Origin of the sequence: Serratia fonticola (genome assembly GCF_001006005.1) — a bacterium.
Lineage (GTDB): Bacteria > Pseudomonadota > Gammaproteobacteria > Enterobacterales > Enterobacteriaceae > Chania > Chania fonticola.
Map to the genome: position 1 here is coordinate 4,848,314 of NZ_CP011254.1, position 24,826 is coordinate 4,873,139.

Below are 24,826 nucleotides of genomic sequence, written 5' to 3' on the forward strand. Positions count from 1 at the left end.
CCATTTTTGGGCAAAATGGCCGCATTGACACATTGAAAGTTAAGGGATAGAAAGAAATCACGTTCACAAAAAATGTATTCGCCGACACCGAGGGTAAAGCAATGTCACCTAGAAAAAACGCCGGACGTTTTCTGTTGCATTCCGCTGTTGCAGCCGCTTTATTGTTGCCGACCATGTTATATGCCGCCGATCAGATAACATTACGTTATGCAGTTTGGGATCGAAACCAATTACCTGCCGAACAGGAAATTGCCAAACGATTTGAACAGGCCAACCCGAATATCAAAGTGGAAATAGAATTAACCCCCGCTGCACAATACTTTGTTAAATTAGATTCTGCCGCCGCCGGCGGTGTCGCGCCGGATATATTCTGGATTAACATGCCCTATTTTGTGCAATATGCCAAAAACGGCATTATGCAACCGCTGGGCGATTATTTAAAAGACGGCACGGTCAATCTGGATAATATCGTTGCCAGCTCCGTTAAGGCTTATCAATACGACGGCCAACAGATGGCCATCCCGCGCGACGTCGATTCCATTGCCGTGTGGTACAACAAAAAACTGTTCGATCAGGCCGGCGTCAGCTATCCCACCAGCGACTGGACCTGGGACGACATGAAGAAAAAGGCCGCCGAATTGCAAACCGGCCTGAAGGGCAGCGCCTTCCCGCTGGTGATGGATCTCAGTATCGACGGCCAGGACAGCTATATGAACCTGCTGTTCCAGAAAGGCAATCATATCGTGCCAAAAGATGGCCAACCGACCGATATCGCCAACGACAACGCCATCTGGGTCTACCAGCAGCTACAAGGGATGATGAAAGACGGCCTGATGCCAACCGCCCAGCAGATGAGCGAAGTGAAGACCGAAAACATCTTCCAGTCCAACCGCGCCGCCATGGTGTATGCCGGTTCCTGGCTGGCCGCACCGTTCGCCAACAATCCGCTGATCAACGAGCACATCGGCGTGGTGATGATGCCGAAGATCGAGCGCCAGTCTGGCGTGGCCCACAGTCTGGCCTATGCCATGTCCGCCAAGAGCGACCACAAGCAGGAAGCCTGGAAGTACATCGAGTTTATGAGCAGCGAAGCCTCGCAAGCCACCCTGGCGAAGGTAGTGATCCCGGCCAACAAGATCGCGGCTAAAGCCTGGGCGGAGGAAGTCAAAAAGGTTGACGTCACTCCGTACATCCAAACGCTGGAAGTGACCGAGGCCTATCCAACCGCAGGCACCAACACACCGAAGTGGCAAAACATGTGGATCGGCAGCCTGAAGAAAATCTTTATGGGCGCGGATGCCCGTACGGAAATGGATAAATCGATCAAGAAGATCGAACGCATCATGGAGCAGTAATTCCCCGCGCTACGGCCTGCCTACCCGAAGGCAGGCCGTAGCGGAAACACTGAGCAGTCAAAGGTGAGGAATGGCGACATGTCGCTGGCAGAAACGGCTACGGCCAACATAAAACAGGCAAAGAGCAAACCTCGTGCCGCATTAAGCCGCCTGGAGCGAGCCGAACGCTTCTGGGGCTGGGTGATGATCCTGCCGCTGGTGATCGGCCTGACGGTGTTTTACTTCATCCCGTTTTTACAGAACATTGTTTACAGCTTTACCGACCTCAACCAGTTTATGAGCTGGACGACCATCAGCTTTGACAACTACATCAACCTGTTTGAGGACGATGACTTCTATACCGCCGCCTTCAACACCCTGTTTTATGTGGTGGTGTGCGTACCGGTGATCTTGCTGCTGTCGTTGCTGCTGGCGATTGGGCTGAACCAGAACATTCGCGGCAAAGCGTTGTTGCGCACCCTGCTGTTTCTACCGGCGGTGACCATGCCTGCCGCAGTGGCAATGGTGTGGCAGTGGTTGTTCAACAAGGATTTTGGCCTGATTAACCAGGGGCTAAACCTGCTGCACATTGCGCCGGTCGCCTGGCTCTCCGATCCGGACGTGGTACGCATCAGCGTGTCCATCATCATTATCTGGTCGTCGCTGGCGCTGAAAATCATCATCCTGCTGGCCGGTTTGCAAAGTATCCCCCGCCAGTTGTATGAAGCCGCCGATATCGACGGTATCAGCACCCTGCGCCGTTTCTTCTTTATCACGCTGCCGATGATGGTGCCGACGCTGTTCTTTGTGTCGGTGATGAGCTTTATCGAGATCCTGCAAATCTTTGACGTGGTGTTCCTGATGTTCGACCGCGCCCTGGTGGAAGGTGACGTGATGACCATCACCAACCTGTTCTACAAATACGCCTTCTATCTGCAAGAGAAAGGCTACGCCTCTGCCATTACCGTGGTGCTGTTCGCCGTGACGCTGGTGATCACACTGGTGCAGATGGCGATTGGCAAACGCCTGAGAGTGAGCTGAGGAGCCATTGATGACGATAAGCAAACGAGCCCTGGTCTATCTGTTTATGACGCTGGCGGCGCTGGCCTCGGTGGTGCCTTTTATCTGGATGTTGGTGACCTCGCTGAAAACCCAGGCCGAAAGCATTCAGATCCCGCTGACCCTGCTGCCGGAAAACCCCAGCTTGCAGGCCTACGGCAAGATCATGCGCGAGATCCCTTTCGCGGATTTTTATATCAACTCGCTGCTGGCCACCTTCTCCACCGTGACGCTGCAAATGGTGATCGCCACCATGGCCGCGTATGGCTTCTCCCGCCTGCACTTTCGTGGCCGTGACGCGGTGTTCCTGGTGTGCATCTCGATCCTGATGGTGCCCGGCCAGGCATTTCTAATCCCGCAGTTCCTGGTGGTGCAGAAAATGGGGCTGGTTAACAGCATTACCGGCCTGGTGCTGCCGGGGATCTTCAGTATTTACGCCACCTTCCTGCTGCGGCAGTTCTTCCTGGCGGTACCTAAGGAAATGGAGGAAGCGGCGCTGATCGACGGTTACAGCTACTTCGCCATCTTCTGGCGCATCATGCTGCCGCTGATCCGCCCCGGCATCATCGCCTGCATCATCATTAACGGTTTGTGGAGCTGGAATAACCTGATGTGGCCACTGATCGTCAACACCACGACCGAGAAATTGACGCTGCCGGTGGGCCTGGCTTCGCTGTCCAGCCGTGCCGGAGTGGAATACCCGCTGCTGATGGCGGGGGCGCTGATGGCGGTGATCCCGATGCTGATGCTGTTCATTCTTTTCCAACGCTATTTCATCCAGGGCATCGCCAGCGCTGGCGTTAAAGGCTAACCGCGAACAATAAGGTAAACAGACATGGCCGGTATTCAATTAAACAGTGTGAAAAAGGTCTATCCCAACGGTTTCCGGGCGTTGCATGGCGTGGATCTGGATATCAAGGACGGAGAGTTTATGGTGTTTGTCGGCCCGTCCGGCTGCGCCAAATCCACCCTGCTGCGCATGATCGCCGGGCTGGAAAGCGTCAGTGAAGGCCAAATCATGATCCACGACCGCTGCGTTAACGACACCATGCCCAAAGATCGCGGCATCGCTATGGTGTTTCAGAACTATGCGCTCTATCCGCATATGACCGTCTACAAGAACATGGCCTTTGGGCTGATTGGTAAAGAGAGTAAGGCCGAGATCGACCGGCGGGTGCAGGATGCCGCCGAGAAGCTGGAAATCACCAACTTGCTGCATCGCAAGCCTGGCCAGCTCTCCGGTGGCCAGTGCCAGCGCGTGGCAGTTGGACGTGCCATCGTGCGTAAACCGAAGGTGTTCCTGTTCGACGAACCGCTCTCCAACCTGGATGCCAAGCTACGCGTTTCCATGCGCGTGCAGCTCATCGAACTGCACAACCGACTGAAACAGGAAGGCGCCGCTGCCACCATGGTGTACGTGACGCACGATCAGGTCGAGGCGATGACCATGGGCGACCGCATCTGCGTAATGAATCGGGGCACCATCATGCAGGTAGACAAGCCGATCAACCTGTATCACCACCCCGCCAACCGTTTTGTCGCCGAGTTTATCGGCAGCCCGTCGATGAACCTGCACGATCTGGACTTGCTGCGTAATGCTCAGGGAACACAGCTGCGTATCGACGATCGCTATCTGCTGACTCTGCCGCCCGCGCTGGAAAAGCAGTTGGAAAACTATCCGCACCAGCGCGTTTGCCTGGGTATTCGCCCTGAAGCGCTGCGCCTGTGCGCTGCCGGTACCCAAAACTGTTTCCCGGCCCGCATCGCCACCATTGAACGCATGGGTAACGAAGAGTTGCTGCACTGCGAACTGGCCGGATTACGCTTCGTGCTGCGGATTGCGTCTCAGCCAGACTGGGAACCGAGCATCGGCGAACAGATCCATTTGACGTTTGATTTGGCCCGCGCCCACCTGTTCGATCAGGCCAGCGGTGACAACCTGAATAATAACTCTACCCAGTCACTGGGATAATTTGGGAGTACTTTGCAATGTCGTCAGCTCAATCTAATGACTATACCGGACGCCCGGTGCGCGTGTTGGTGATTGGTGCCGGTGCTCGTGGGGAAATTTATTCCCGCTATGCGCTCGCCCATCCAGAATTGATGCAAGTGGTGGCAGTCGCTGAACCGCGCGATACCTATCGCCAGCAGTTTGTAGCCCAGCACGGCATTTCCCCCGAAAACGTGTTTACCGACTGGCAGCAGGCCGTAACAGCGGGCAAGCTGGCCGATGCGGTGATGATTTGTACCCAGGACACTCTGCACCTGGCACCGGCTCTGGCCTTCGCCAAACAGGGCTATCACATGCTGCTGGAAAAGCCGCTGTCGCCGGACGCGAGTGAGTGCCGCACCATCGTGGAAGAAGTGGAACGCCAAGGGATCATCTTCTCCGTCGGGCACGTGCTGCGCTATACCCGCTATACCCAGAAACTCAAACAACTGCTGCGCGATAAGGTCATTGGCGACATCGTTAGCCTGCAACATCTGGAGCCGGTGGGCTATTGGCATCAGGCCCACTCTTTCGTGCGCGGCAACTGGCGCAATGACCAGCAGGCGGCCTTTATGCTGTTGCAAAAATCCTGTCACGATATCGACTGGATCCGTTACGTGATGGATACCCCTTGTGAGCAGGTCAGCTCATTTGGTGGGTTACGCCACTTCCGCCAGGAAAACCAGCCACAGGGCGCTGCGGATAACTGCCTGGACTGCAGCGTTGAGGCCGAATGCCCCTATTCCGCCAAACGTATCTACCTTGGCGATATTCACAAGGCAACGCCGGGCTTCCTGCGGGTGCTGACGCCGGAAGTCGACCAGGAGCAACTGGTCGCCGCGCTGCGCAACGGCCCTTATGGCCGCTGTGTCTACCGTTGTGATAACAACGTGGTGGATCATCAGGTGGTGAATATGCAGTTTAGCGGTGGCCGCACCGCCGCCTTTACCATGACCGCCTTTACCAAAATGGAAGATCGCAAAACGCGCATTTTTGGCAGCCAGGGATGCCTGGAGGGCGATGGCCGCTACATCCGCATCACCTCCTTCCTTGACGACCGCGAAACGCTGTATGACGTGGACGAGGCCGAAGACCTGCACACCATGTCTGGCCACGGCGGCGGCGATTATTATCTGATGCAGCACTTTATCGCTGCCGTGCGTGCCAACGATCCTTCGCAAGTGTTGTCTGGCCCGCAGGAAACTTTGCAGAGTCACCTGATGGTCTTTGCCGCCGAACGCGCCCGCCGGGAAAACGCCGTCATCACCTTGGGCGAGGAGTAAACCGTGGCTACTCATGCTATGCGTTACGGTTTTGATATTGGCGGCACCAAAATCGAAATGGCCGCCTACGATGCCCAGTTGAATCAGGTGCTGTGCCAGCGCGTCAGTACGCCCACCGGCGACTACCGCGAGTTTCTCGCCTGCATCGCGCAACTGGTCAGCCAGGCCGATCGCAGCCTGCACACCCAAGGCAGCATCGGCATTGGCTTACCGGGGATCACCGACCCACGCAGCCGCAAGCAGTTGGCGGTAAACGTGCCCTGCCTGACGGGCCACTGTCTGGCAGACGATCTGACCCAGGAGCTATCGCGACCGGTAGAGATTGAAAACGATTGCCGCTGTTTTGCACTTTCGGAGGCCAGCACGCCCCAGACCGAACGGTTGGAGGTGGTGTTTGGTGCCATCATCGGTACCGGCGCTGGCGGCGGGCTGGTGATGAACAAACGGCTCCACAAGGGTCGCAATGGACTGGCTGGTGAATGGGGGCATACGCCTATCTCGGCCCAATTGGCGCAGCGTTACGATCTGCCGCTGTTTGTCTGCAATTGCGGCCTAACCGGTTGCTTTGAGCGTTATGTCTCCGGTAGCGGCCTGTTGGCCCTGAGCCAACACTTTGGCCATAGCGCGGCCAACGTTCCGGCGCTGATCGCCAGTTACCGTCAGGGCGATCCGTTAGCGCAGCACCTGATGGGGATCTACATCGATATCCTGGCCAGCGCGTTGGCCAGCCTGCAACTGTTGCTGGATGTGGACGCTTTCGTGCTAGGGGGCGGGCTTTCTAACGTGAGCGAACTCTATGCACAGTTGCCTGCCGCCATGAGCCGCTGGCTACTGCCAGGGACGGAACCGGCGATGGTTTATCCCCCAGTGTATGGCGACAGCAGCGGCGTACGCGGTGCGGCACTGTTGCGCCAAAGCTGGCAATAAAAAAATTAAGGAAAGCTCACCCGCATTAATCACCGTGGGTAGCTTTCATCCACGGCGGAATTAATTGGCGTGGTCACGGAGATATTAGCCGAATAAATAAGGCATTACCGGTTTTCAGTTTATTTCCACGCGGCTTTCATTTGATGACCAACCGAAAGACGCCACGGTAATAACCGGTTGAAATATAAGATTATATTTAAATTTTTCGATTGCGTTGCGTGGTTTCGTTTGCTGTAATTTGCAACGAAAGACTGAAAATACGCCTGTAACGGTTGCTGTGGCCCCTATGCCACGGCCGGGGTTTGCTACGGGTAAATCAGGAGTCAGCTATTCATGATCAATACCGTAAAACGGCGGGAATTAATTATCGACCAGCTATGCCGTGAGGGCACGGTGCGCGTGGAACAGTTGAGCAGCCAGTTTGCCGTCTCTACCGTCACCATTCGCAGCGATCTGCGCCATCTGGAAAAAAGTGGCTGTGCGGTACGGGCCTACGGCGGCGCGATGCTCAATAAACAGTTCGCCTTCGATCGCCCGCTACAAGACAAGGGGCGCATCAACCGCGATGTGAAATTCACCATTGCCTGTGCCGCCGCCGCGTTGGTTAACGACGGTGACGCGATCATTCTCGACTCGGGCTCCACCACTAGCCAGATGGCTACCCAGTTAGCAGGTAAGAAAGACCTGGTGGTGATGACCAACGCCCTGAATATCGCCTTTGAATTGGCCAGTAATGAGCAGGTGGATTTGATGGTGGTCGGCGGCAGCGTGCGGCGCAAGTCTTGGTCGCTGTATGGCCCCGCTGCCGAGCAGCACATTCGCCAATATCGCTTTGATAAATTTTTCCTCGGCGTTGATGGCTTTGATTTGGTGGGCGGCATCACCACGCCAGATCCCGGTGAAGCACAGCTCAACCGCGCCATGTGCGAAGTGGCCCGCGAAGTGATTGCGGTGGTTGACGCCAGCAAGTTTGGCCGTAGCAGCTTCTGCATGATCCGCGAGATCGGCCAGATCCACCGATTGGTGACCGACAGCCGCATTCCGACCAATTACCTGCATGCGCTGCAAAATCTGGGGGTCCAGGTGATTATCGCCGACCAATGAATGGGTTTCCGCTGGCCCCCTCACCCCAACCCTCTCCCTCAAGGGAGAGGGAGCTAGTGCAGAGCAGCAGTCAGGTACAGAGGCTACTTCGAAAGCAGGCACTAAACGGAACGGCGGTCAGGTTCAGGCGTATTAGGCATCTGGGATCGCCCCCTCACCCCAACCCTCTCCCTCAAGGGAGAGGGAGCTGGTACGGAGCAGCAGTCAGGTACATAGCAACTCCGGAATCAAAAGAGTGGGTACGGAGAAATAGCCAGGTACAGAAGCTAATTAGTGGCGAGCGCAGGAGTTGGCCGGTGGCACGGTTCAATCCCCTCTCCCTCAAGGGAGAGGGGGCTGGTACGGAGCAGCAGTCAGGTACATAGCAACTCCGGAATCAAAGGGGTGGGTACGGAGAAATAGCCAGGTACAGAAGCTAATTAGTGGCGAGCGCAGGAGTTGGCCGGTGCCACGGTTCGATCCCCTCTCCCTCAAGGGAGAGGGGGCTGGTACGGAGCAGCAGTCAGGTATATAGCAACTCCGGAATCAAAGGGGTGGGTACGGACAAATAGCCAGGTACAGAAGCTAATTAGTGGCGAGCGCAGGAGTTGGCCGGTGGCACGGTTCGATTCCCTCTCCCTTTGGGAGAGGGGGCTGGTACGAAGCAGCAGTCAGGTACATAGCAACTCCGGAATCCTAAGAGTGGGTACGGAGAAATAGCCAGGTACAGAAGCTAATTAGTGGCGAGCGCAGGAGTTGGCCGGTGGCACGGTTCGATCCCCTCTCCCTTTGGGAGAGGGTTAGGGTGAGGGGCAACTCACAGCACCAGACCCTAACCTGGCTCAGCACCGCATCAACAGGCATTTATTAGGTATTAACCGTTTTATTTTTTAAGGAGTTACCATCATGACAGGTTATTTTTCTTACGATGCGGACTGGCTGGAGCAACATCATGCGCTGCATACCGCCCGTGAGATTTGGCAGCAGCCGGACCTTTGGGCTGCCTTGCACCAGCAGTTGGTCGCACAACAGGAGCAATGCTCCGCTTTCCTGACGCCGCTGCTGCAAAACCCGCGCCTGCAGATTGTGCTGTGCGGTGCTGGCAGCTCAGCCTTTGCCGGTCGGGCGCTGGCCCCATGGCTGAGGGAGAAAACCGGCCGGGATGTTGCGGCCTATGGCACCACCGATATCGTCGCCAATCCGCAGCAGTTTCTCGACCCGTCACGCCCGACGCTGCTGGTCTCTTTCGCCCGTTCCGGCAACAGCCCGGAAAGCGTCGCTTCGGTAGCGCTGGCAGATCAACTGCTCCCCCAGTGCTATCACCTGATGCTAGTGTGCAACCCGGACAGCCAGTTGGCCAACTACGCGCACGGCCGTAAGAACGTTTGTGCCCTGGTGATGCCACAGGGCTCAAACGACCAGAGCTTTGCCATGACCTCCAGCTTCAGTTGCATGATGCTGAGCACCGCGCTGCTGTTAGGCCCCTATTCCCTGGATGCAGCCCAGCAACCACTAGCGCAGATGATCGAGCGCTGTAGAGAACTGCGTGAAACGCTGCAATCCCAAGTAAAAACCCTGGCCAGCAGTGGCTTTAGCCGTTACATCGTGCTCGGCAGTAGCTGTTTCACCGGCCTGGCGGAGGAAGCCTCGCTGAAAATGTTGGAACTGACCGCCGGGCAAATCGTCACCCGCTACGACTCGCCTCTGGGCCTGCGTCACGGCCCTAAATTTATGGTCGATCCACAGACGTTGGTGCTGCTGATGCTCTCCAGCAACCGCTATACCGAGCGTTATGAGCAGGATCTGTGGGACGAACTCCAGCGCGACGGTTTGGCCAAGCAGCTGGTTGGCCTGGGTAACTCGCCAACGGAGAAAACGGGCCAGTCCGATTTGCATCATGCCGACGACGATATCTGGCTGTTATTCCCCTATCTGCTGTTCGCCCAAATGCTGGCGTTTGAAAGCTCGCTGGCGCGCGGCCTGACGCCGGATAACCCTTGCCCAACCGGGGAAGTCAACCGCGTGGTAAAAGGCGTGACCATTTATCCCTACTCTGCTACCGAGCTGTAAGGAGCCGTTATGTACCTGATATCCAACCGTGAAATGCTGTTGAAAGCACAAAGGCAGGGCTATGCCGTGCCAGCGTTCAACGTACACAATCTTGAAACGGTGCAGGTCGTGGCAGAAACCGCCGCCGAACTGCAATCCCCGGTGATCATGGCCGGGACCCCGGGCACCTTTAGCTATGCGGGTACCGACTATCTGGTGGGAATTTGCCGCTCGGCAGCCCAGCGCCATGACCTGCCGCTGGCGTTGCATCTGGACCATCACGAAGAACTCGAGGATATCGCCACCAAGGTCAGAGCCGGGATCCGCTCGGTGATGATCGATGGCTCGCACCTGCCTTTTGAGCAGAACATCGCACTGGTTGCGCAGGCCGTCGCGTTATGCCATCGCTATGGGGCTAGCGTAGAGGCGGAGCTGGGCCGCCTGGGTGGCCAGGAAGACGATCTGATTGTCGATGCCGCAGACGGCTTTTATACCGACCCAAAAGCCGCCCGCGAGTTTGTCGCGGCTACCGGGATCGACTCCCTCGCCGTCGCCATAGGTTCGGCTCATGGGCTGTACCACGGGGAGCCCAAGCTGGATTTTGACCGGCTGGCGCTAATCCGCGAACAGTTGGAGATCCCGTTGGTGCTGCACGGTGCCTCCGGTATCCCGGAAGCGATGGTCAAGCGAGCCATTTCGCTGGGGGTGTGTAAGGTCAACGTGGCTACCGAACTCAAAATCGCCTTTGCCGATGCGGTGAAGAGCTATTTCTCCCAACATCCGGAGGCCAACGATCCGCGTAAATACATCGTCCCGGGCAAATTGGCGATGAAAGAAGTGGTAGCAGAAAAGATCCGTATCTGTGGCAGTGCGGGGATGCTGTAACTCTAAAGAGTAAGGTTAAGGGCCGCAGAATAACGATGACTATGCGGCCTTAACATTAATATCGCTATTTAAAGTCACACCCGTTATTATAAGCAGCATTAAAAGTAATAATTCTCACATCGCCCCCTAAATTCTCCCACTATGATCTAAATCATGGTTTTACTGCCTGCCCATCCCTACTATTAAATTCAATTAACGAACGATTGCTGTTATTATTATTTACTCAATACATTATAGTAACGTTGGAAATTAAATCATCAGACAATGGAAGTTTATTTTTTAGACAATAATCGACTTTTTTGTTAATGGATGGTTTTACTTTATGCTAATAGGAATAGCTTATGAAATCTATTATTACGGCTTTGGCCATACTGGCAGCCCTGCCACTTTCAGCCCATTCAAAACAAGAAGTTAGCCACAACACCATCTCCGGGAGCATCCAGTTTTCCGGCAAAATCAGCGCCCCAACCTGCGAAATTGCGCGCAATGATGGTCAATATATATCCAGTTGCTATCGTGAAACCGCCTTCAACACCAATGAATTTATCAAAATGCCATTGGATAATATGGGTTCGGAATTAATGGGCAAACCCATTCGTGAATCGGTGTTTAATGACCCTTCTCTACAACGAATTACGTTAATTTACAATTAATCCTAATCGACGGAATTATGTCATACAATTAGCCATAGAAAATGATTTTGTGGTTTTATTAACATCTTGGCGTTTCGCCTCTCGGGGTATACCCACTTGGGTGTACCCTGTTTTTTCCTTTAGCCCCCGCCCCATCAGCATGTCCGAAATCCGCCATCACATCCGGCTCTTTCATGTAATAATCGCCCTATCAAACGCAAGGAGTGAACAACATGCTGACCTTTTTTATTGATCGTATGCCGACGCCGGTCGGTGAACTGGTGTTGATCGGAGATGAGCAAGGACGGATGCGCGCGCTGGACTGGACCGATCATGAGGCTCGCCTGATGAAGCTGCTCAACAGCCATTATCGAGCCTCTCCTTTCATCATTCAGGAACAAGCCAACCCAGGCGGCCTGACGGAAGTGATGCAACGCTATTTTGCTGGCGAGTTGGCAGCCATCGACACTGTGCCGGTGATGACTGCGGGCACCGAGTTCCAGCGCACCGTCTGGCAACAACTGCGGCAAATTCCCTGTGGGGAGATCATCACCTACGGGGAATTGGCCAAGCGCATTGGCAGGCCAACCGCTTCGCGCGCAGTTGGCATGGCTAACGGCACGAACCCGATCAGTATCGTGGTTCCCTGCCACCGAGTGATCGGCTCACAGGGTGCGCTGACCGGTTACGCCGGAGGGGTGCAGCGCAAACAATGGCTGCTGAAACATGAAGGTTTCCTGCCCCAGGATCTGATTTAATCGGCCAGTAGCGCCAAGGCGCTCTCCTCATCCGTCACTAGGCCGTTGATCCAGCGGCCTAGCAAGGCGGCACGAATGGCCTGATGCTTTTCTGCGCCACCGGCCAGCGCAATCACCGGTTTTTCCGGCCGTTGGTGCAGATTGACGCTGGTCAGCCGCCGATCGAGTTCGCTGGCCACCCGCTGGCCCTGCGGATCGATAAAATGGCCCAGCATTTCTGCCACCGCGTTAGATTCGCACAGCCGATCAACATCTTCTGCGGTGATAAATCCATCCTTGTGCAGCGGGCAGTGATATTCGATGGTGCCAATGCCGATAAAGGTCACATCGGCCTGGCTGGCCTTGTCGTTAACCGTGCGGTAAATGCGGTGGTTGCACCACAAGGCGCGATCCTGTTCGCTATCGGCAAACAGCGGTGCGGGCAGGATAAAGTAGCGGCCCTGGGTTTTCTCCGCCATCCACAGCGGTACATCATACCGGGTACAGGAGCCATCAGCCGCGATCGCACCAATCAGTGAGACGCAGCTATGCTGTGGCCGCTCCAATTCAGGCAGTTCATCAATCGCCGCCTTCAGGCTACGGCCTGAACCAACCCCAATGTTCAATGGCTGTTCACTGCGCAAAAACTGCGCCATCACTTCAGCCCCGGCCACCGCCACCGCGCGGTTTATTCCAGCGCTCTCCATTCCCTGGCTAGGCACCACCTGACACAGCGTTAAGCCATAGCGTGCGCTAAGACGGGCCGATAATTCCATGCAGCGCCCTACCGGGTGGGAAATGTTGACGCTGATCAGACCGCTGTCGATCGCCAATGCCACCAGCCGCTGCGCAACCTGGCGCGATACGCCCAACGCTTCGGCAATTTCATTCTGAGTCTGTCCGGCCACGTAATACATCCAGGCGGCGCGCGCCGCCTGATCCAGCTTCTTATCGTGTTTGACCATGTTGTTTCACTCGCTACCCCTGATGGCCCCATTTTACCGGCATTCCACCTGCCCGCAGAGGTCGATTTGCACATTTGTGAGCTAAAGCCCATTTAAAGGGCAAAAGTTTATTTACTCTATCGCCATTAACAGAGCAAATGCCCCACAAAAGGGCGGATGCCCTAAAATAACCTTTAGTGGAGAACGTTATGAGCAAACCAGTGAACTCTTCTCAAGCCATTTGGCTGCATATCGGCGCCGGATCTTTCCATCGTGCTCATCAGGCGTGGTATCTGCATCGGCTGATTGCAACAGGCGATAGCCGCTGGTCGATTGCGCTTGCCAACATTCGCGATGACGCCACGCCGTTACTGAATACGCTGGCTGAGCAACAAGGCCAATACGTGCTGGAGACCGTCACCCCACAGGGCGTACGTCAGTATGAAACCATTACCTCCATCAGCAAGGTCATTCCCTGGGATAACGAACTGGCCGCGTTGACCGCACAGGGGGCCAAGCCAGAAACCCGCGTCATCTCCTTCACCGTCACCGAAGGCGGCTATTATCTGGATAATCAGTTCAACCTGGATCGCGCTAACGCCGATATTCAGGCCGATCTGCTGGGCGCCTGCCGCACCATTTACGGCACCATGGCCCAACTGTTGGCACGCAGAAAGCAGCTTAATGGTGACCCTGTCACGTTATTGAACTGCGATAACCTGCGCCATAACGGTGAACGCTTCCGTCACGGCCTGATGCAGTTCCTGCAACTGCGTAAAGAACCGGAGCTGATCGCCTGGATCGATAGCCACACCCGCTGCCCCAACACCATGGTTGACCGCATCACGCCACGGCCAGCGCCGGAAGTTGCCGAGCGCGTTGCCGAAGCCACCGGCTTCCAGGACCGTGCGCCAGTAATGGGGGAAGCCTTTATCCAATGGGTGATCGAAGATGATTTCATCAACGGGCGGCCAGCGTTGGAAAACGTCGGCGTCGAGATGGTTGAATCAGTGCTGCCCTATGAAGAAGCCAAGATCCGCATCCTCAACGCCAGCCATAGCTGCATTGCCTGGGCCGGTACGCTGATTGGCCAAAGCTATATTCATGAAAGCACCGGCACCCCAGCCATCCACCAGTTGGCTTATGACTATGTGACCCAGGACGTGATCCCTTCCCTGACGCCTAGCCCGCTCGACTTGGCCGCCTACCGTGACGTGGTTCTGGAACGCTTTAGCAACCCCTATATTCGCGATACCAACCAGCGCGTCGCCGCCGACGGTTTTTCCAAAATCCCCGGTTTCATTACCCCAACGCTGCAAGAGTGTTATCAGCGCGGCCAGGAGCCGAAAGCCACGGCCATACTGCCTGCCCTGTTCTTTGTCTTTATGCAGCGCTGGCACCAAGGCCAACTGCCTTATGAATATCAGGACGGTATTCTGGACGCCGCCGCTGTCCACCAGATGTTCGCAGCGGCCGATCCGGTGGCGGTATTTGCCTCAGATGAGAAATTGTTCAGCACCTTGGCCCACAGCAGTGCCTTTAGCCAGCTGCTGCGCCAATCCATCGAGCGGGTTAACCACTGGCTGGCGCAATAAAGGGAGCGAACCATGTATCTAGGACTCGATTTAGGCACCTCAGAAATCAAAGCCGTGGTGATTGATGACCACGGCACCCTGATCGCCAGCGCCGGTGAACCGCTGGAAGTACAACGCCCGCATCCTCACTGGGCCGAGCAGGATCCGGCCGATTGGTGGCGGGCAACGCAGGCGGTGGTGAGCCGTTTGCGCGCCAAGATTCCGCAACAGTGGCCGCAAATCCGCTCGCTGGGGCTTTCCGGCCAAATGCACGGTGCGGTGCTGCTCAACCGTGATAATCAGGTTTTGCGCCCGGCGATTTTATGGAATGACACTCGCAGCGCCGAACAGTGCAAACAGTTGACGCAGAACGCACCGGAGTTACATGACATTGCCGGTAACCTGGCGATGCCGGGATTCACCGCGCCCAAGCTGTTATGGGTTGCCAGGCATGAACCGGAAATCTTCTCGCAAATATCCACCGTCCTGCTGCCCAAGGACTTCCTGCGCTGGATGATGAGTGGCGACAAGGTTTCGGATATGTCGGACGCGGCTGGCACGCTGTGGCTCGACGTGGGCAAGCGGGACTGGTCAGATTCCTTGCTCGCTGCCTGTGGCCTCAACCGCGATCAAATGCCGCGTCTGGTAGAAGGCAGCGAAGTCTCCGGCCAGTTGAAAGGCGATATTGCCCGCTCCTGGGGCCTTGCTGACAATATTATCATCGCCGGTGGCGGTGGAGATAACGCAGCCAGCGCGGTGGGCATTGGCGCGGTTAATCCAGGTGATGCGTTTATCTCGCTGGGAACGTCCGGCGTGCTGTTTGCCGTTAACGATCGCTTCCGCCCCAATCCACAATCCGCCGTCCATGCGTTTTGCCATGCCTTGCCTGAGCGCTGGCATCAGATGAGCGTGATGCTTACCGCCGCCAGTGCCCTGCGCTGGTTCTGCCAACTGGTGGGCAGCAATGAACCCACGCTGTTGGCCGAAATCGCCCAGATGAACCTGGCGGAACAGCGCCTGGCCCCGGTCTTTCTGCCCTACCTGTCCGGCGAACGGACGCCGCACAACGATCCGCTGGCGACCGGTGCGTTCCACGGCCTGACCCACAGCCATCAGCGTGCGGCAATGGGCTATGCGGTACTGGAAGGCGTGGCCTTCGGCATGGCGGACGGCCTTGAGGTGCTTTCGCAGGCGGGGACCCGACTGGAGCAATGCTCACTGATTGGCGGCGGCGCTCGTAGCGAACATTGGGCGCAACTGATGGCCGACGTGCTCGATCTGCCGGTGGTCACCCATCTTGGCGGCGAAGCCGGTGGCGCTTTGGGCGCGGCGCGGTTGGGATGGCTGGCAGCGGGCGGAACGGTGGAGCAGGTTTGCCACAAACCCGCCATCGATCGGCGCTTCCTGCCGGACGGCGAACGCCAACCTCTGCTCGCGGAACGTCTGGCCACCTACCGCCAGCTCTATCAACAACAATTGGCCCTGCGCCGGGCATGATCCCGGCGCGGTAAAAAATAATAAGACTGTACCCTTACACCTATCCTGGAGTTTGTTATGCCACAAACACATAAACACTGGTTCGGCCTGCCGATGAACCTGTTCTGGGGCTACATCGCCATCGCCATTTTCATGAGCGGCGACGGCTTTGAGATGGCTTTTCTGTCTAAACACATCACCGATATGGGGTTCACACCGGCACAGTCGGCGCTGGTGTTTACCGTGTATGGCCTGGCAGCGGCGCTAGCGGCCTGGAGCTCCGGCGTGGTGGCCGAAATCATCACGCCACAAAAAGCCATGCGCATCGGCTTTATCCTGTGGCTGGTGATGCACGTGCTGTTTATGCTGTTTGGCCTGGGGATGCGTAACTACCCATTGATGTTGCTGTTTTACGGCATTCGTGGCCTGGCCTATCCGCTGTTTATCTATTCGTTTGTGATGTTGGTGGTGCAGAACGTCCCTAAACAGCAGCTCTCTTCCGCGATGGGCTGGTTCTGGGCGATGTACTCGATCGGCATCGGCTGTGTCGGCAGCTATCTGCCCAGCTTTACCATTCCGTTGATGGGCGAAACCGGCACCCTGTGGTTTGCCATTGCCTGGGTGGCTGCCGGTGGCTTGATGGCGATGTTCCTGCTGCGCAACGTGGGTGAGGCCAGCCCCAAGGCCGATCTGTCACCGCAGGAGAAACTCAAAGAGCTTTCCCGTGCGGTGACGATCCTGTTCACCAACCGCAATATCTTCCTCTCCTGCCTGATCCGCATCATCAACACGCTGTCGCTGTTTGGCTTTGCGGTGATTATGCCGATGCTGTACGTAGGCCGGCTGGGCTTTAGCATGTCCGAGTGGCTACAAATTTGGGCGGTGTTCTTCTTTGTCACCATATTCACCAACATCATGTGGGGCATTCTGGGGGAGAAAATCGGTTGGCTGCGCCAGGTACGCTGGTTTGGCTGCATCGGTTGCGCCATCTCCAGCCTGGCGTTTTACTACCTGCCGGTGCATTTTGGCCATAACTTCTGGATCGCGCTGGTGCCCGCAGTGATGCTTGGGATCACCGTTGCGGCCTTCGTCCCCATGACCGCAGTATTCCCGGTGCTGGAACCCAACCACAAAGGCGCTGCCATCTCTATCTATAACCTTTCCGCTGGCCTGAGCAACTTCGCGGCCCCGGCCATCGCTTCTATTGTGCTGCCCTTCTTTGATATCGAAGGCGTAGTGTGGGTGTATACCGGTTTGTATCTGGTGGCGGCGGTGTTGACGCTGATCGTCAAAGTCGACCAGCCAGGACATAACAACGTCCCGCGCTATGTTCCGGCTAATGACGCTTTGGCTAAAAATAGCGCCTGACTTTAAAGCTGGGCGCAGCATGCTGCGCCCATTCGCTCCTGCACAGTACCGTCATCACTGGCGGGCTCATTCACCGCACAGATTTGTGTAGAAATATTTACTCGTTATCCTACGTTACCATCACGGATGAAAGCTATCCGCCCATTAATGCCCACATAATCGATAAGACTAATCGCAGAAAGCCGATGATAATGCGAGATTTATTCGTTTTTCATATGGTTTTAGTCAATATCAGCCAGGCTTTTCCGAAGTCAATAAATCACTAAACATCAGTATGCTACGGAATGATGAGTAACAGCTGTGTTTAAAAATCACACAAAATGTCGCTATTGTTGTTCTTGCTGTACTTATCACCTGCCGCAAAAGATGTTAAAATTGACTCATATCAATTATTGCGTGAGCTTAATCTATGATCCCGGAAAAACGCGTGATTCGTCGTATCCAGTCTGGTGGTTGTGCGATCCATTGCCAAGACTGTAGCATCAGCCAATTGTGTATTCCTTTTACGCTGAATACGCATGAGCTGGACCAACTCGACAACATCATCGAGAGGAAAAAGCCGATCCAGAAAGGCCAAACGCTGTTTAAAGCCGGTGACGAACTGAAATCACTGTACGCCATCCGCTCCGGGACCATCAAAAGCTACACCATCACCGAACAGGGTGATGAACAAATTACCGGCTTCCACCTGGCGGGCGATCTGGTGGGCTTTGACGCCATCGGTGGCCTGAAGCATCCAAGCTTCGCTCAGGCGCTGGAAACCTCCATGGTCTGTGAAATCCCGTTTGAAACGCTGGACGACCTCTCAGGCAAAATGCCTAATCTGCGCCAGCAAATCATGCGTTTGATGAGCGGTGAGATCAAAGGCGACCAGGATATGATCCTGCTGCTGTCGAAGAAGAACGCCGAAGAGCGCCTGGCCGCTTTCGTGTATAACCTGTCGCACCGCTTTGCCGAACGTGGCTTCTCACCGCGTGAGTTCCGTTTGACCATGACCCGTGGCGATATCGGCAACTATCTGGGCCTGACGGTGGAAACCATCAGCCGCCTGTTGGGGCGTTTCCAGAAAAGTGAAATCCTCAGCGTGAAAGGCAAATACATCACCATCGAAAACGCAGACGCCCTGTCACAACTGGCGGGTGTCGCACGCATCAACGTCTCCGTAAGCGCCTGATCCCCTACTGGGCCAATGATTCGCTGAAATTGTTGGCCTAGCCCCTCTCTGCCGCTGTTCTGTTTTTCAATGTTGGGTTACTCTGTATGTAAACAGACTGTTGATCTACAGCTGTAAGGAGGCCCTATGGCGAAGTATCAGAATCTACTGGTGGCTATTGACCCCAATCAGGACGATCAACCGGCGCTGCGCCGGGCAGTTTACCTGATCAAGCGGAACGGCGGGCGGATTAAGGCCTTCCTTCCTATCTATGATTTCTCTTACGAAATGACCACCCTGCTTTCCCCTGACGAAAGAACGGCGATGCGGCAAGGGGTGATCAGCCAACGGGCGGCGTGGATTAAAGAGCAATGCCGCTTCTATCTTGAAGACGGTGTCCCCATTGAAATCAAAGTGGTCTGGCACAATCGCCCCTATGAGGCGATCATTCAGGAAGTGCTGAGCGGCAAGCACGATTTGCTGTTGAAAATGGCCCATCAGCACGACAGGCTGGAATCGGTGATCTTCACCCCGACAGACTGGCATCTGCTGCGCAAATGCCCTTGCCCGGTGTGGATGGTGAAAGACCAACCCTGGCCTGAAGGGGGTAAAGCGCTGGTGGCGGTTAATCTATCCAGCGAAGAGCCTTATCATGACCCACTCAATATCCGGCTGGTGAAAGAAACGCTCGAACTGGCGCAAAACGTAGATCAAACCGAAGTGCACCTGGTAGGTGCCTACCCGGTTACCCCGATCAATATCGCCATCGAACTGCCCGATTTTGACCCCAGCATCTATAACGATGCGATCCGCGGGCAGCACCTGATCGCCATGAAGGCGTTAAGGCAAAAATTCCACATCAACGAAGAATTCACCCACGTGGAGAAAGGCCTGCCGGAGGAAGTGATCCCGGATTTGGCCGAGCATTTGCAAGCGGGCGTAGTGGTGTTAGGTAGCTTGGGCCGCACCGGTATTTCTGCCGCGTTTATCGGCAATACCGCGGAACAGGTGATCGACCATCTGAAATGCGACCTGCTAGTGCTCAAACCGGATGACTTCGACTGCCCGATCGTGATGGATGAAGACGACGAGCACGACGATGAAGATTGATTTCGGTACGTTATAAAACAAACAGGGCCCAATTGGGCCCTGTTTGACATTCTGGGGTAGGAAATTAAAGCTCTACCACATCGAAACGTACGTCTGGATTAACGTCCGCGTCATAATCCACTTCTTCCAGACCAAAGCCGAACAGGCGCAGGAACTCCTGCTTGTAGCCAGTGTAGTCGGTCAGCTCGCTCAGGTTTTCGGAAGTGATTGACGGCCACAGATCGCGGCAGGCCTGCTGCACATCATCACGCAGTTCCCAGTCATCCATACGGATACGGGCATGATCGTCCAGCGGCATCTCTTCGCCGTACAGACGGGTGTGCATCAAACGGGAAACCTGTTCCATGCAGCCTTCGTGAATGCCCTTCTCTTTCATGATCTTGAAGGCCATGGAGATATACAGCGGCATTACCGGAATGGCTGAAGAAGCCTGGGTGACCACGGATTTCAGCACGGCAACGTGAGCGGTGCCGCCCTTGGCAGCCAGATCGCCACGGATGGCGGTTGCTGCGCGATCCAAATCTTCTTTGGCGCGGCCCAAAGTACCGTGCCAGTAGATTGGCCAGGTCAGGTCGGTACCGATGTAGGAGTAGGCAACAGACTTGGCACCTTCGGCCAGCACGCCCGCTTCTTCCAGCGCCGACATCCACAGTTCCCAATCCTGGCCGCCCATCACGGTGATGGTGTTCTGGATCTCTTCTTCGCTCGCCGGTTCAACAGTGGCGGTGATGATTTGGTCTTTGTTGGTGTCAATAGCGGTGGTGGTGTAAACCTCACCGATTGGCTTCAGCGCGGAACGCACTACTTCGCCGGTATCTGGCATTTTACGCACCGGCGAAGCCAGCGAGTAAACCACCAAATCGATCTGGCCCAGGTCGGCTTTGATCAGCTCAATCACCTTGGCACGGCATTCGTTGGAGAAGGCATCGCCATTGACGCTTTTGGCGTACAGGCCAGCTTCTTTAGCGGCTTTATCGAAAGCGGCCGAATTGTACCAGCCAGCGGTGGCGGTTTTGCCTTCGCTGCCCGCTTTCTCAAAGAATACGCCGATGGTCGCAGCGTCGCTGCCAAAGGCGGTGGCAATACGGGAAGCCAGACCATAACCGGTAGATGCACCGATCACCAGCACACGTTTAGGGCCATTGGCAATCTTGCCCTGTGCTTTGGTGTAGGCAATCTGACGACGAACATTGGCTTCACAACCGACCGGATGAGTGGTGGTACAGATAAAGCCGCGAACCTTAGGTTTGATAATCATATGGGTCTAGGATCCGTTAAAGGGATGAAATCGGGACATAAGATAACTCATTGTGTCCCTTTTTTGTGATCTGATGTGTTAGATTGCACAAATGTTGCGCAAATCTTGTTAAATTAAGCACAAACTCCGTCAGGGATCTGCCTTGTTAAGCAAAATCACCCCTGCGTCACAAACCCCAATTCCTGAGAGATGCGCCGCGTGGTCTCCAGCAGCGGCTTCATCAACGACTGCACGCCAACCTGTTGCAGCTTGGCCGTAGGCAGCGAAACCGAAACGGAATAAGGCACCCGTTGCTGAATATCGAACACCGGGGCAGCAATACAGGACACGCCCAGCTCGTTTTCTTCGCGATCCATCGCCACGCCCTGCTTGCGGATATCCGCCAACTCCTCATACATCTTCGGCAATTCGGTAATGGTGTTACGCGTCAGCACCTGGATCTCCTGCTGGTGGGTTTGCCAATAGTGATCCGGATAGTCGCTCTTGCCATAGGCCATGAAAATTTTGCCCATCGCCGAACAGTACAACGGCATATGCTGGCCGATGTAAGCGCGGGTGCGCATCATGCCGGTGGTCGGCTCCAGCTTGTAGATCAGGATCACGTGATCGTCTTCCCGGCTGGAGAAGTTGACCGTTTCCCCCACTTCCAGGTTCAACTGCTCCAAATGCGGCGCAGCCACGTGGATGATGTTCAATGAGGAAAGCGCCTTTTGACCAATAGAAATAAATTTGGTGGTCAGGCGGTAACTGCCTGGGGAAGGCGCCTGCGTGACATAGCCACTGGTATGCAGCCCTTGTAACAGACGGTGCACGGTGCTTTTGTTCATCTCTGCCAGCTCGGACAGGTGCGCCAGTGGGCAACCATTAGGGAAATTGCTCAGTATTTCAATTAGCTGCAAACCACGAAACAGGCTTTGGCTGCCCAGGGGTTTGTCTTTTTTATCATCTTTTTCGTCAACAGCTTTCAGGCTCATAGCGAAGTCTCTCCATTGTTGAGCCGCCAGCCGTTGCCACGGCGTAAGAAGCGGACCTACTGGGGGAGAATGTTACTCCAAGGACCGCATCAGGTGAAGTTGGAACGCCGTATCATTTTCAGTAGCGAGGTTAAAACCCGCAACATTCCGGCAACCTTATAAGTGAGTTGTGCGTCACAAATTGACAAAATTAAAAATAATCCATTGTTTATTAAGGAGAATTAAAAGCGTCCCGGCTTTGCTTTAGCTCGACGTTAGGCATATCATTTTTGAAATCTGATTTCGCATGTTGAAATTTAAGGTTGATTTAAACAGCATTAGTTCATTTATTGGCATCGCGCTGATGGCGCGAACCGACACAGGGGCGCATCACATGACTCAAGGCAATGCGGATCAACCCATTCTTACGCTCAGCCATATCGTCAAGCGTTTTGGCGGCAACATCGCGGTTAACGACGTCAGCCTGCAGGTGATGCCCGGCGAAGTGCTGGCGCTGCTAGGAGAAAACGGCGCGGGTAAATCCACGTTGATCAAAGTCCTGGCAGGAGTGTATCCGCGCGATGGCGGCGATATCCACTTTCAAGGTAACAGCATTGCCTCGGCGGCGGCGATTAAAAGTGATAGCCGTCAGCCGATTGCCTTTATCCATCAGGATCTAGGTCTGATTGAATGGATGACGGTAGCGGAGAATATGGCGCTGGTAATGGGGTTTCCCCGCCGTTTCGGGCTGATAGACTGGCGTGCCATTCGCCGCCGTGCGCTGGAAGCCCTACAGGATGTTGGGATTGCCCTGGACCCAGACGCGCGCGTATTTGAGCTTTCCCGCACGGAGAAGTCGTTGCTGGCCATTGCCAGAGCGGTGGCGGTGAATGCCGAACTGCTGGTGTTGGATGAACCTACCGCTTCCCTACCCGCCAACGACGTACGCCACCTGTTTGCGGTGATCAACCGGCTGCGCGCCAAAAAAGTCGGCATGATTTACGTCACCCATCGTCTGGATGAAGTGATTGAAATAGCCGATCGGGTTTGCGTGATGCGTGACGGGCGCTACGTTGCCGGGGGCAACACTACCGATTATTCCCTGCGCGATCTGGTGCAGATGATCGTGGGTGAAGCGATGGCGGAAGATCAGCGTGAACCGCTGCCGCAGCACCAGCCGCCGGTGTTGCAACTGCATAACGTCAGCGTCGGGGATATCGGCCCAGTCAGCTTCGATTTACAACCGGGTGAAATGCTCGCTCTTGCCGGGCTGCGCGGTGCTGGCCAGGAAGAGATTGGCCGCCTGCTGTTTGGCCTGCGCCAGCGAGACAGCGGCGAAATCCAGTTCCGCGATAAACCTTACGCCGCCAGTACCCCACAACAGGCGATGGCTTGTGGCGTGTCTCTGGTCGCAGGCGATCGTACCGGCGAAAGCCTGGTGATGTCGATGAGCGTGCGGGAAAACCTGTTTATCAACCCCTGTGCCAGCGGCCAAAAACTGTTCTCGCGCTATAGCCGCCGCGCTGAAATCGGTGCCAGCTGGTGGAAGGTGCAACTGTTCGACGTACGCCCCAAGGACGTCAATATCGATATCAGCGCCCTGTCCGGCGGCAATCAGCAAAAAGTGGTGATGGCCCGCTGGATGCACCTTGCAGCACCGTTACTGATCCTGGAAGACCCCACAGCCGGGGTTGACGTGGGCGCCCGCGCTGAAATCTATCATCTGTTAAATAAATCCCTGGCAGCCGGCGTGGCGGTATTGGTGATCTCCAACGATTTTGAAGAGATCGCGCATATCTGTAACCGCGCCCTGGTGTTTAACCGGGGAAAAGTGGTGGGCGAGTTGAAGAACCAGCAGGTCTCGTTCGCCAATTTATTGGAGCTGGCCTCGGCCAGCACCGGGGAAGCCGTTGTGGAGGAATACCATGTCGAATAAAACGTCCGTCAAATCAACGGCGCTGGAACAGCGTGTCAGCCTGGGGCAGGACGGCTTCGGGCCGTGGCTGATGCAAATCATCACCCGCTATGGCCTGCTGCTGCTGTGTATTGCGCTGGTGATCGTCTTTTCGCTTACCACGCCGTCGTTCGCCTCAATGCTGACGGTACAGGCGATCCTCTCCAGCAAGGCCAAGATCGCCCTGCTGGCGCTGGCGGCCACCATTCCGATGATCGTCGGCAAGATCGACCTGAACGTCGGTTTCGGTATCGTGCTGTGGCACATCCTGGCGATCACCTTACAGGTGGAATATGGCTTCTCCTGGCAGATGGCGGTGTTGACCGTGCTGGTCGTTTCCGCGCTTTATGGCCTGCTTAACGGCATTTTGGTAGCGCTGGCGGATATAGACAGCTTCGTGGCCACCCTGGGTTCCGGCACCGTGCTGTATGCGGTGGCGCTGTGGCACTCCGGCGGGCGGCAGATTGTCGGCGACCTGCCCGATGCCTTTATCGCCCTGCATCACACCGAAATTGCCGGGATCCCGATTGTGGCCTTCTACGTGCTGATCGTCGCCGTCATCCTGTGGCTGATCACCGAACATACTCCGCTGGGCCGCTGCATGTACGCGGTAGGCGGCAATCCGGCTGCGGCGCGGCTTAATGGTATTTCGGTCAATCGCTTCACCATTGGCGCCTTTATCGCCTCAAGCGTGCTCACCGGTTTCAGCGGCGTGCTGATCGCTGCCGAACAGGGCGTAGGCCAGGCCAGCGTCGGGATGGATTACCTGTTACCCGCCCTGGTGGGCGCATTTCTCGGCAGTACCACCATTCGCCCAGGGCGGGTGAACGTCTGGGGCACCGTGGTCGGCATTGCCATTCTGGCGATCGGCATCGCGGGGATCCAACAGTTTGGTGGAGAGTTCTGGGTCGAACCGTTATTCAACGGCGCAACGCTGCTGCTGTCCATCACATTGGCCGGTTATGCCCAACGCCGTCGGTTACTCAATCAGAAAGCAGTACAACGCAGTCAGGCGGCATCTGCCGACAACAACAACCAAAAAGCGATCAATCCTTAA

General features: G+C 55.6%; 21 protein-coding genes. 18 read left to right on the forward strand and 3 right to left on the reverse strand.

Translation table 11 applies throughout. The annotated features are described in order from the left end of the window. The first annotated feature begins 101 nt into the window (after window positions 1-101). The 11 genes from WN53_RS21460 (at window position 102) to ogt (ending at window position 12,000) form a co-directional block, all read left to right on the forward strand. The gene (locus tag WN53_RS21460; RefSeq protein ID WP_024486603.1) at window positions 102-1,355 is read left to right on the forward strand and encodes an ABC transporter substrate-binding protein; all 1,254 of its coding nucleotides are present in this window, start codon (window positions 102-104) and stop codon (window positions 1,353-1,355) included. A 78-nt stretch (window positions 1,356-1,433) separates the two neighbouring features. Further along, the gene (locus WN53_RS21465; RefSeq protein WP_024486604.1) at window positions 1,434-2,375 is read left to right on the forward strand and encodes a carbohydrate ABC transporter permease; all 942 of its coding nucleotides are present in this window, start codon (window positions 1,434-1,436) and stop codon (window positions 2,373-2,375) included. A gap of 10 nt (window positions 2,376-2,385) precedes the next feature. Beyond that, entirely contained in the window at window positions 2,386-3,204 is an 819-nt protein-coding gene (locus WN53_RS21470; protein WP_021806473.1) for a carbohydrate ABC transporter permease, read from the forward strand. Window positions 3,205-3,228: 24 nt separating this feature from the next. Next, entirely contained in the window at window positions 3,229-4,365 is a 1,137-nt protein-coding gene (locus tag WN53_RS21475) for an ABC transporter ATP-binding protein (RefSeq protein ID WP_024486605.1), read from the forward strand. 17 nt (window positions 4,366-4,382) lie between these two features. After that, window positions 4,383-5,666: a Gfo/Idh/MocA family protein gene (locus WN53_RS21480; protein ID WP_024486606.1), complete on the forward strand. Its 1,284-nt coding sequence runs from the start codon at window positions 4,383-4,385 to the stop codon at window positions 5,664-5,666. A gap of 18 nt (window positions 5,667-5,684) precedes the next feature. After that, window positions 5,685-6,593, forward strand: coding sequence for an ROK family protein (locus tag WN53_RS21485; protein ID WP_024486607.1), 909 nt, complete (start codon window positions 5,685-5,687; stop codon window positions 6,591-6,593). A gap of 333 nt (window positions 6,594-6,926) precedes the next feature. Beyond that, on the forward strand, window positions 6,927-7,697 hold the full coding sequence (agaR, locus tag WN53_RS21490; RefSeq protein ID WP_024486608.1) for a transcriptional repressor AgaR: 771 nt from the start codon (window positions 6,927-6,929) through the stop codon (window positions 7,695-7,697). Window positions 7,698-8,582: 885 nt separating this feature from the next. Next, window positions 8,583-9,746, forward strand: coding sequence for an SIS domain-containing protein (locus WN53_RS21495; protein WP_024486998.1), 1,164 nt, complete (start codon window positions 8,583-8,585; stop codon window positions 9,744-9,746). Window positions 9,747-9,755: 9 nt separating this feature from the next. Next, window positions 9,756-10,610 (forward strand): tagatose bisphosphate family class II aldolase, encoded by an 855-nt coding sequence (locus tag WN53_RS21500; RefSeq protein WP_024486999.1) that lies wholly within the window; start codon window positions 9,756-9,758, stop codon window positions 10,608-10,610. A gap of 341 nt (window positions 10,611-10,951) precedes the next feature. Further along, a complete protein-coding gene (locus WN53_RS21505) occupies window positions 10,952-11,263 on the forward strand; it encodes a hypothetical protein (protein WP_024487000.1) in 312 nt (103 codons plus the stop codon). A gap of 212 nt (window positions 11,264-11,475) precedes the next feature. Continuing rightward, a complete protein-coding gene (gene ogt, locus WN53_RS21510) occupies window positions 11,476-12,000 on the forward strand; it encodes a methylated-DNA--[protein]-cysteine S-methyltransferase (protein WP_046808271.1) in 525 nt (174 codons plus the stop codon). On the opposite strand, the gene WN53_RS21515 is transcribed toward ogt, so the two are convergent. After that, window positions 11,997-12,944 carry a sugar-binding transcriptional regulator gene (locus tag WN53_RS21515; protein WP_021177886.1) on the reverse strand — a complete coding sequence of 316 codons (948 nt, stop codon included), beginning with the start codon at window positions 12,942-12,944 and terminating at the stop codon, window positions 11,997-11,999. The two genes, ogt and WN53_RS21515, sit on opposite strands and share 4 nt — an antisense overlap. Window positions 12,945-13,132: 188 nt before the next feature. Here WN53_RS21515 and dalD point away from each other — a divergent pair, with 188 nt between their 5' ends. The 5 genes from dalD to uspE all read left to right on the forward strand — a co-directional run bounded on the left by dalD (window position 13,133) and on the right by uspE (window position 19,604). Then, window positions 13,133-14,518, forward strand: coding sequence for a D-arabinitol 4-dehydrogenase (dalD, locus tag WN53_RS21520; protein ID WP_024486039.1), 1,386 nt, complete (start codon window positions 13,133-13,135; stop codon window positions 14,516-14,518). 12 nt (window positions 14,519-14,530) lie between these two features. Then, the gene (gene xylB, locus WN53_RS21525) at window positions 14,531-15,994 is read left to right on the forward strand and encodes a xylulokinase (protein WP_024486038.1); all 1,464 of its coding nucleotides are present in this window, start codon (window positions 14,531-14,533) and stop codon (window positions 15,992-15,994) included. Between the two features lie 57 nt (window positions 15,995-16,051). Then, a complete protein-coding gene (locus tag WN53_RS21530; protein ID WP_024486037.1) occupies window positions 16,052-17,341 on the forward strand; it encodes an MFS transporter in 1,290 nt (429 codons plus the stop codon). A gap of 409 nt (window positions 17,342-17,750) precedes the next feature. Then, on the forward strand, window positions 17,751-18,515 hold the full coding sequence (locus WN53_RS21535) for a fumarate/nitrate reduction transcriptional regulator Fnr (protein ID WP_024486036.1): 765 nt from the start codon (window positions 17,751-17,753) through the stop codon (window positions 18,513-18,515). 126 nt (window positions 18,516-18,641) lie between these two features. Beyond that, window positions 18,642-19,604 (forward strand): universal stress protein UspE, encoded by a 963-nt coding sequence (uspE, locus tag WN53_RS21540; RefSeq protein WP_024486035.1) that lies wholly within the window; start codon window positions 18,642-18,644, stop codon window positions 19,602-19,604. A gap of 64 nt (window positions 19,605-19,668) precedes the next feature. Here the strand turns inward: uspE and fabV are convergent, their stop codons facing one another. Beyond that, on the reverse strand, window positions 19,669-20,862 hold the full coding sequence (gene fabV, locus WN53_RS21545; RefSeq protein ID WP_024486034.1) for an enoyl-ACP reductase FabV: 1,194 nt from the start codon (window positions 20,860-20,862) through the stop codon (window positions 19,669-19,671). Between the two features lie 155 nt (window positions 20,863-21,017). Beyond that, window positions 21,018-21,836: an IclR family transcriptional regulator gene (locus WN53_RS21550; RefSeq protein ID WP_024530145.1), complete on the reverse strand. Its 819-nt coding sequence runs from the start codon at window positions 21,834-21,836 to the stop codon at window positions 21,018-21,020. A gap of 373 nt (window positions 21,837-22,209) precedes the next feature. Here WN53_RS21550 and WN53_RS21555 point away from each other — a divergent pair, with 373 nt between their 5' ends. Both WN53_RS21555 and WN53_RS21560 read left to right on the forward strand, forming a co-directional pair. Continuing rightward, the gene (locus WN53_RS21555) at window positions 22,210-23,751 is read left to right on the forward strand and encodes a sugar ABC transporter ATP-binding protein (RefSeq protein ID WP_024486033.1); all 1,542 of its coding nucleotides are present in this window, start codon (window positions 22,210-22,212) and stop codon (window positions 23,749-23,751) included. Further along, entirely contained in the window at window positions 23,741-24,826 is a 1,086-nt protein-coding gene (locus tag WN53_RS21560; protein WP_024486032.1) for an ABC transporter permease, read from the forward strand. The genes WN53_RS21555 and WN53_RS21560 overlap by 11 nt, the downstream gene beginning before the upstream one ends.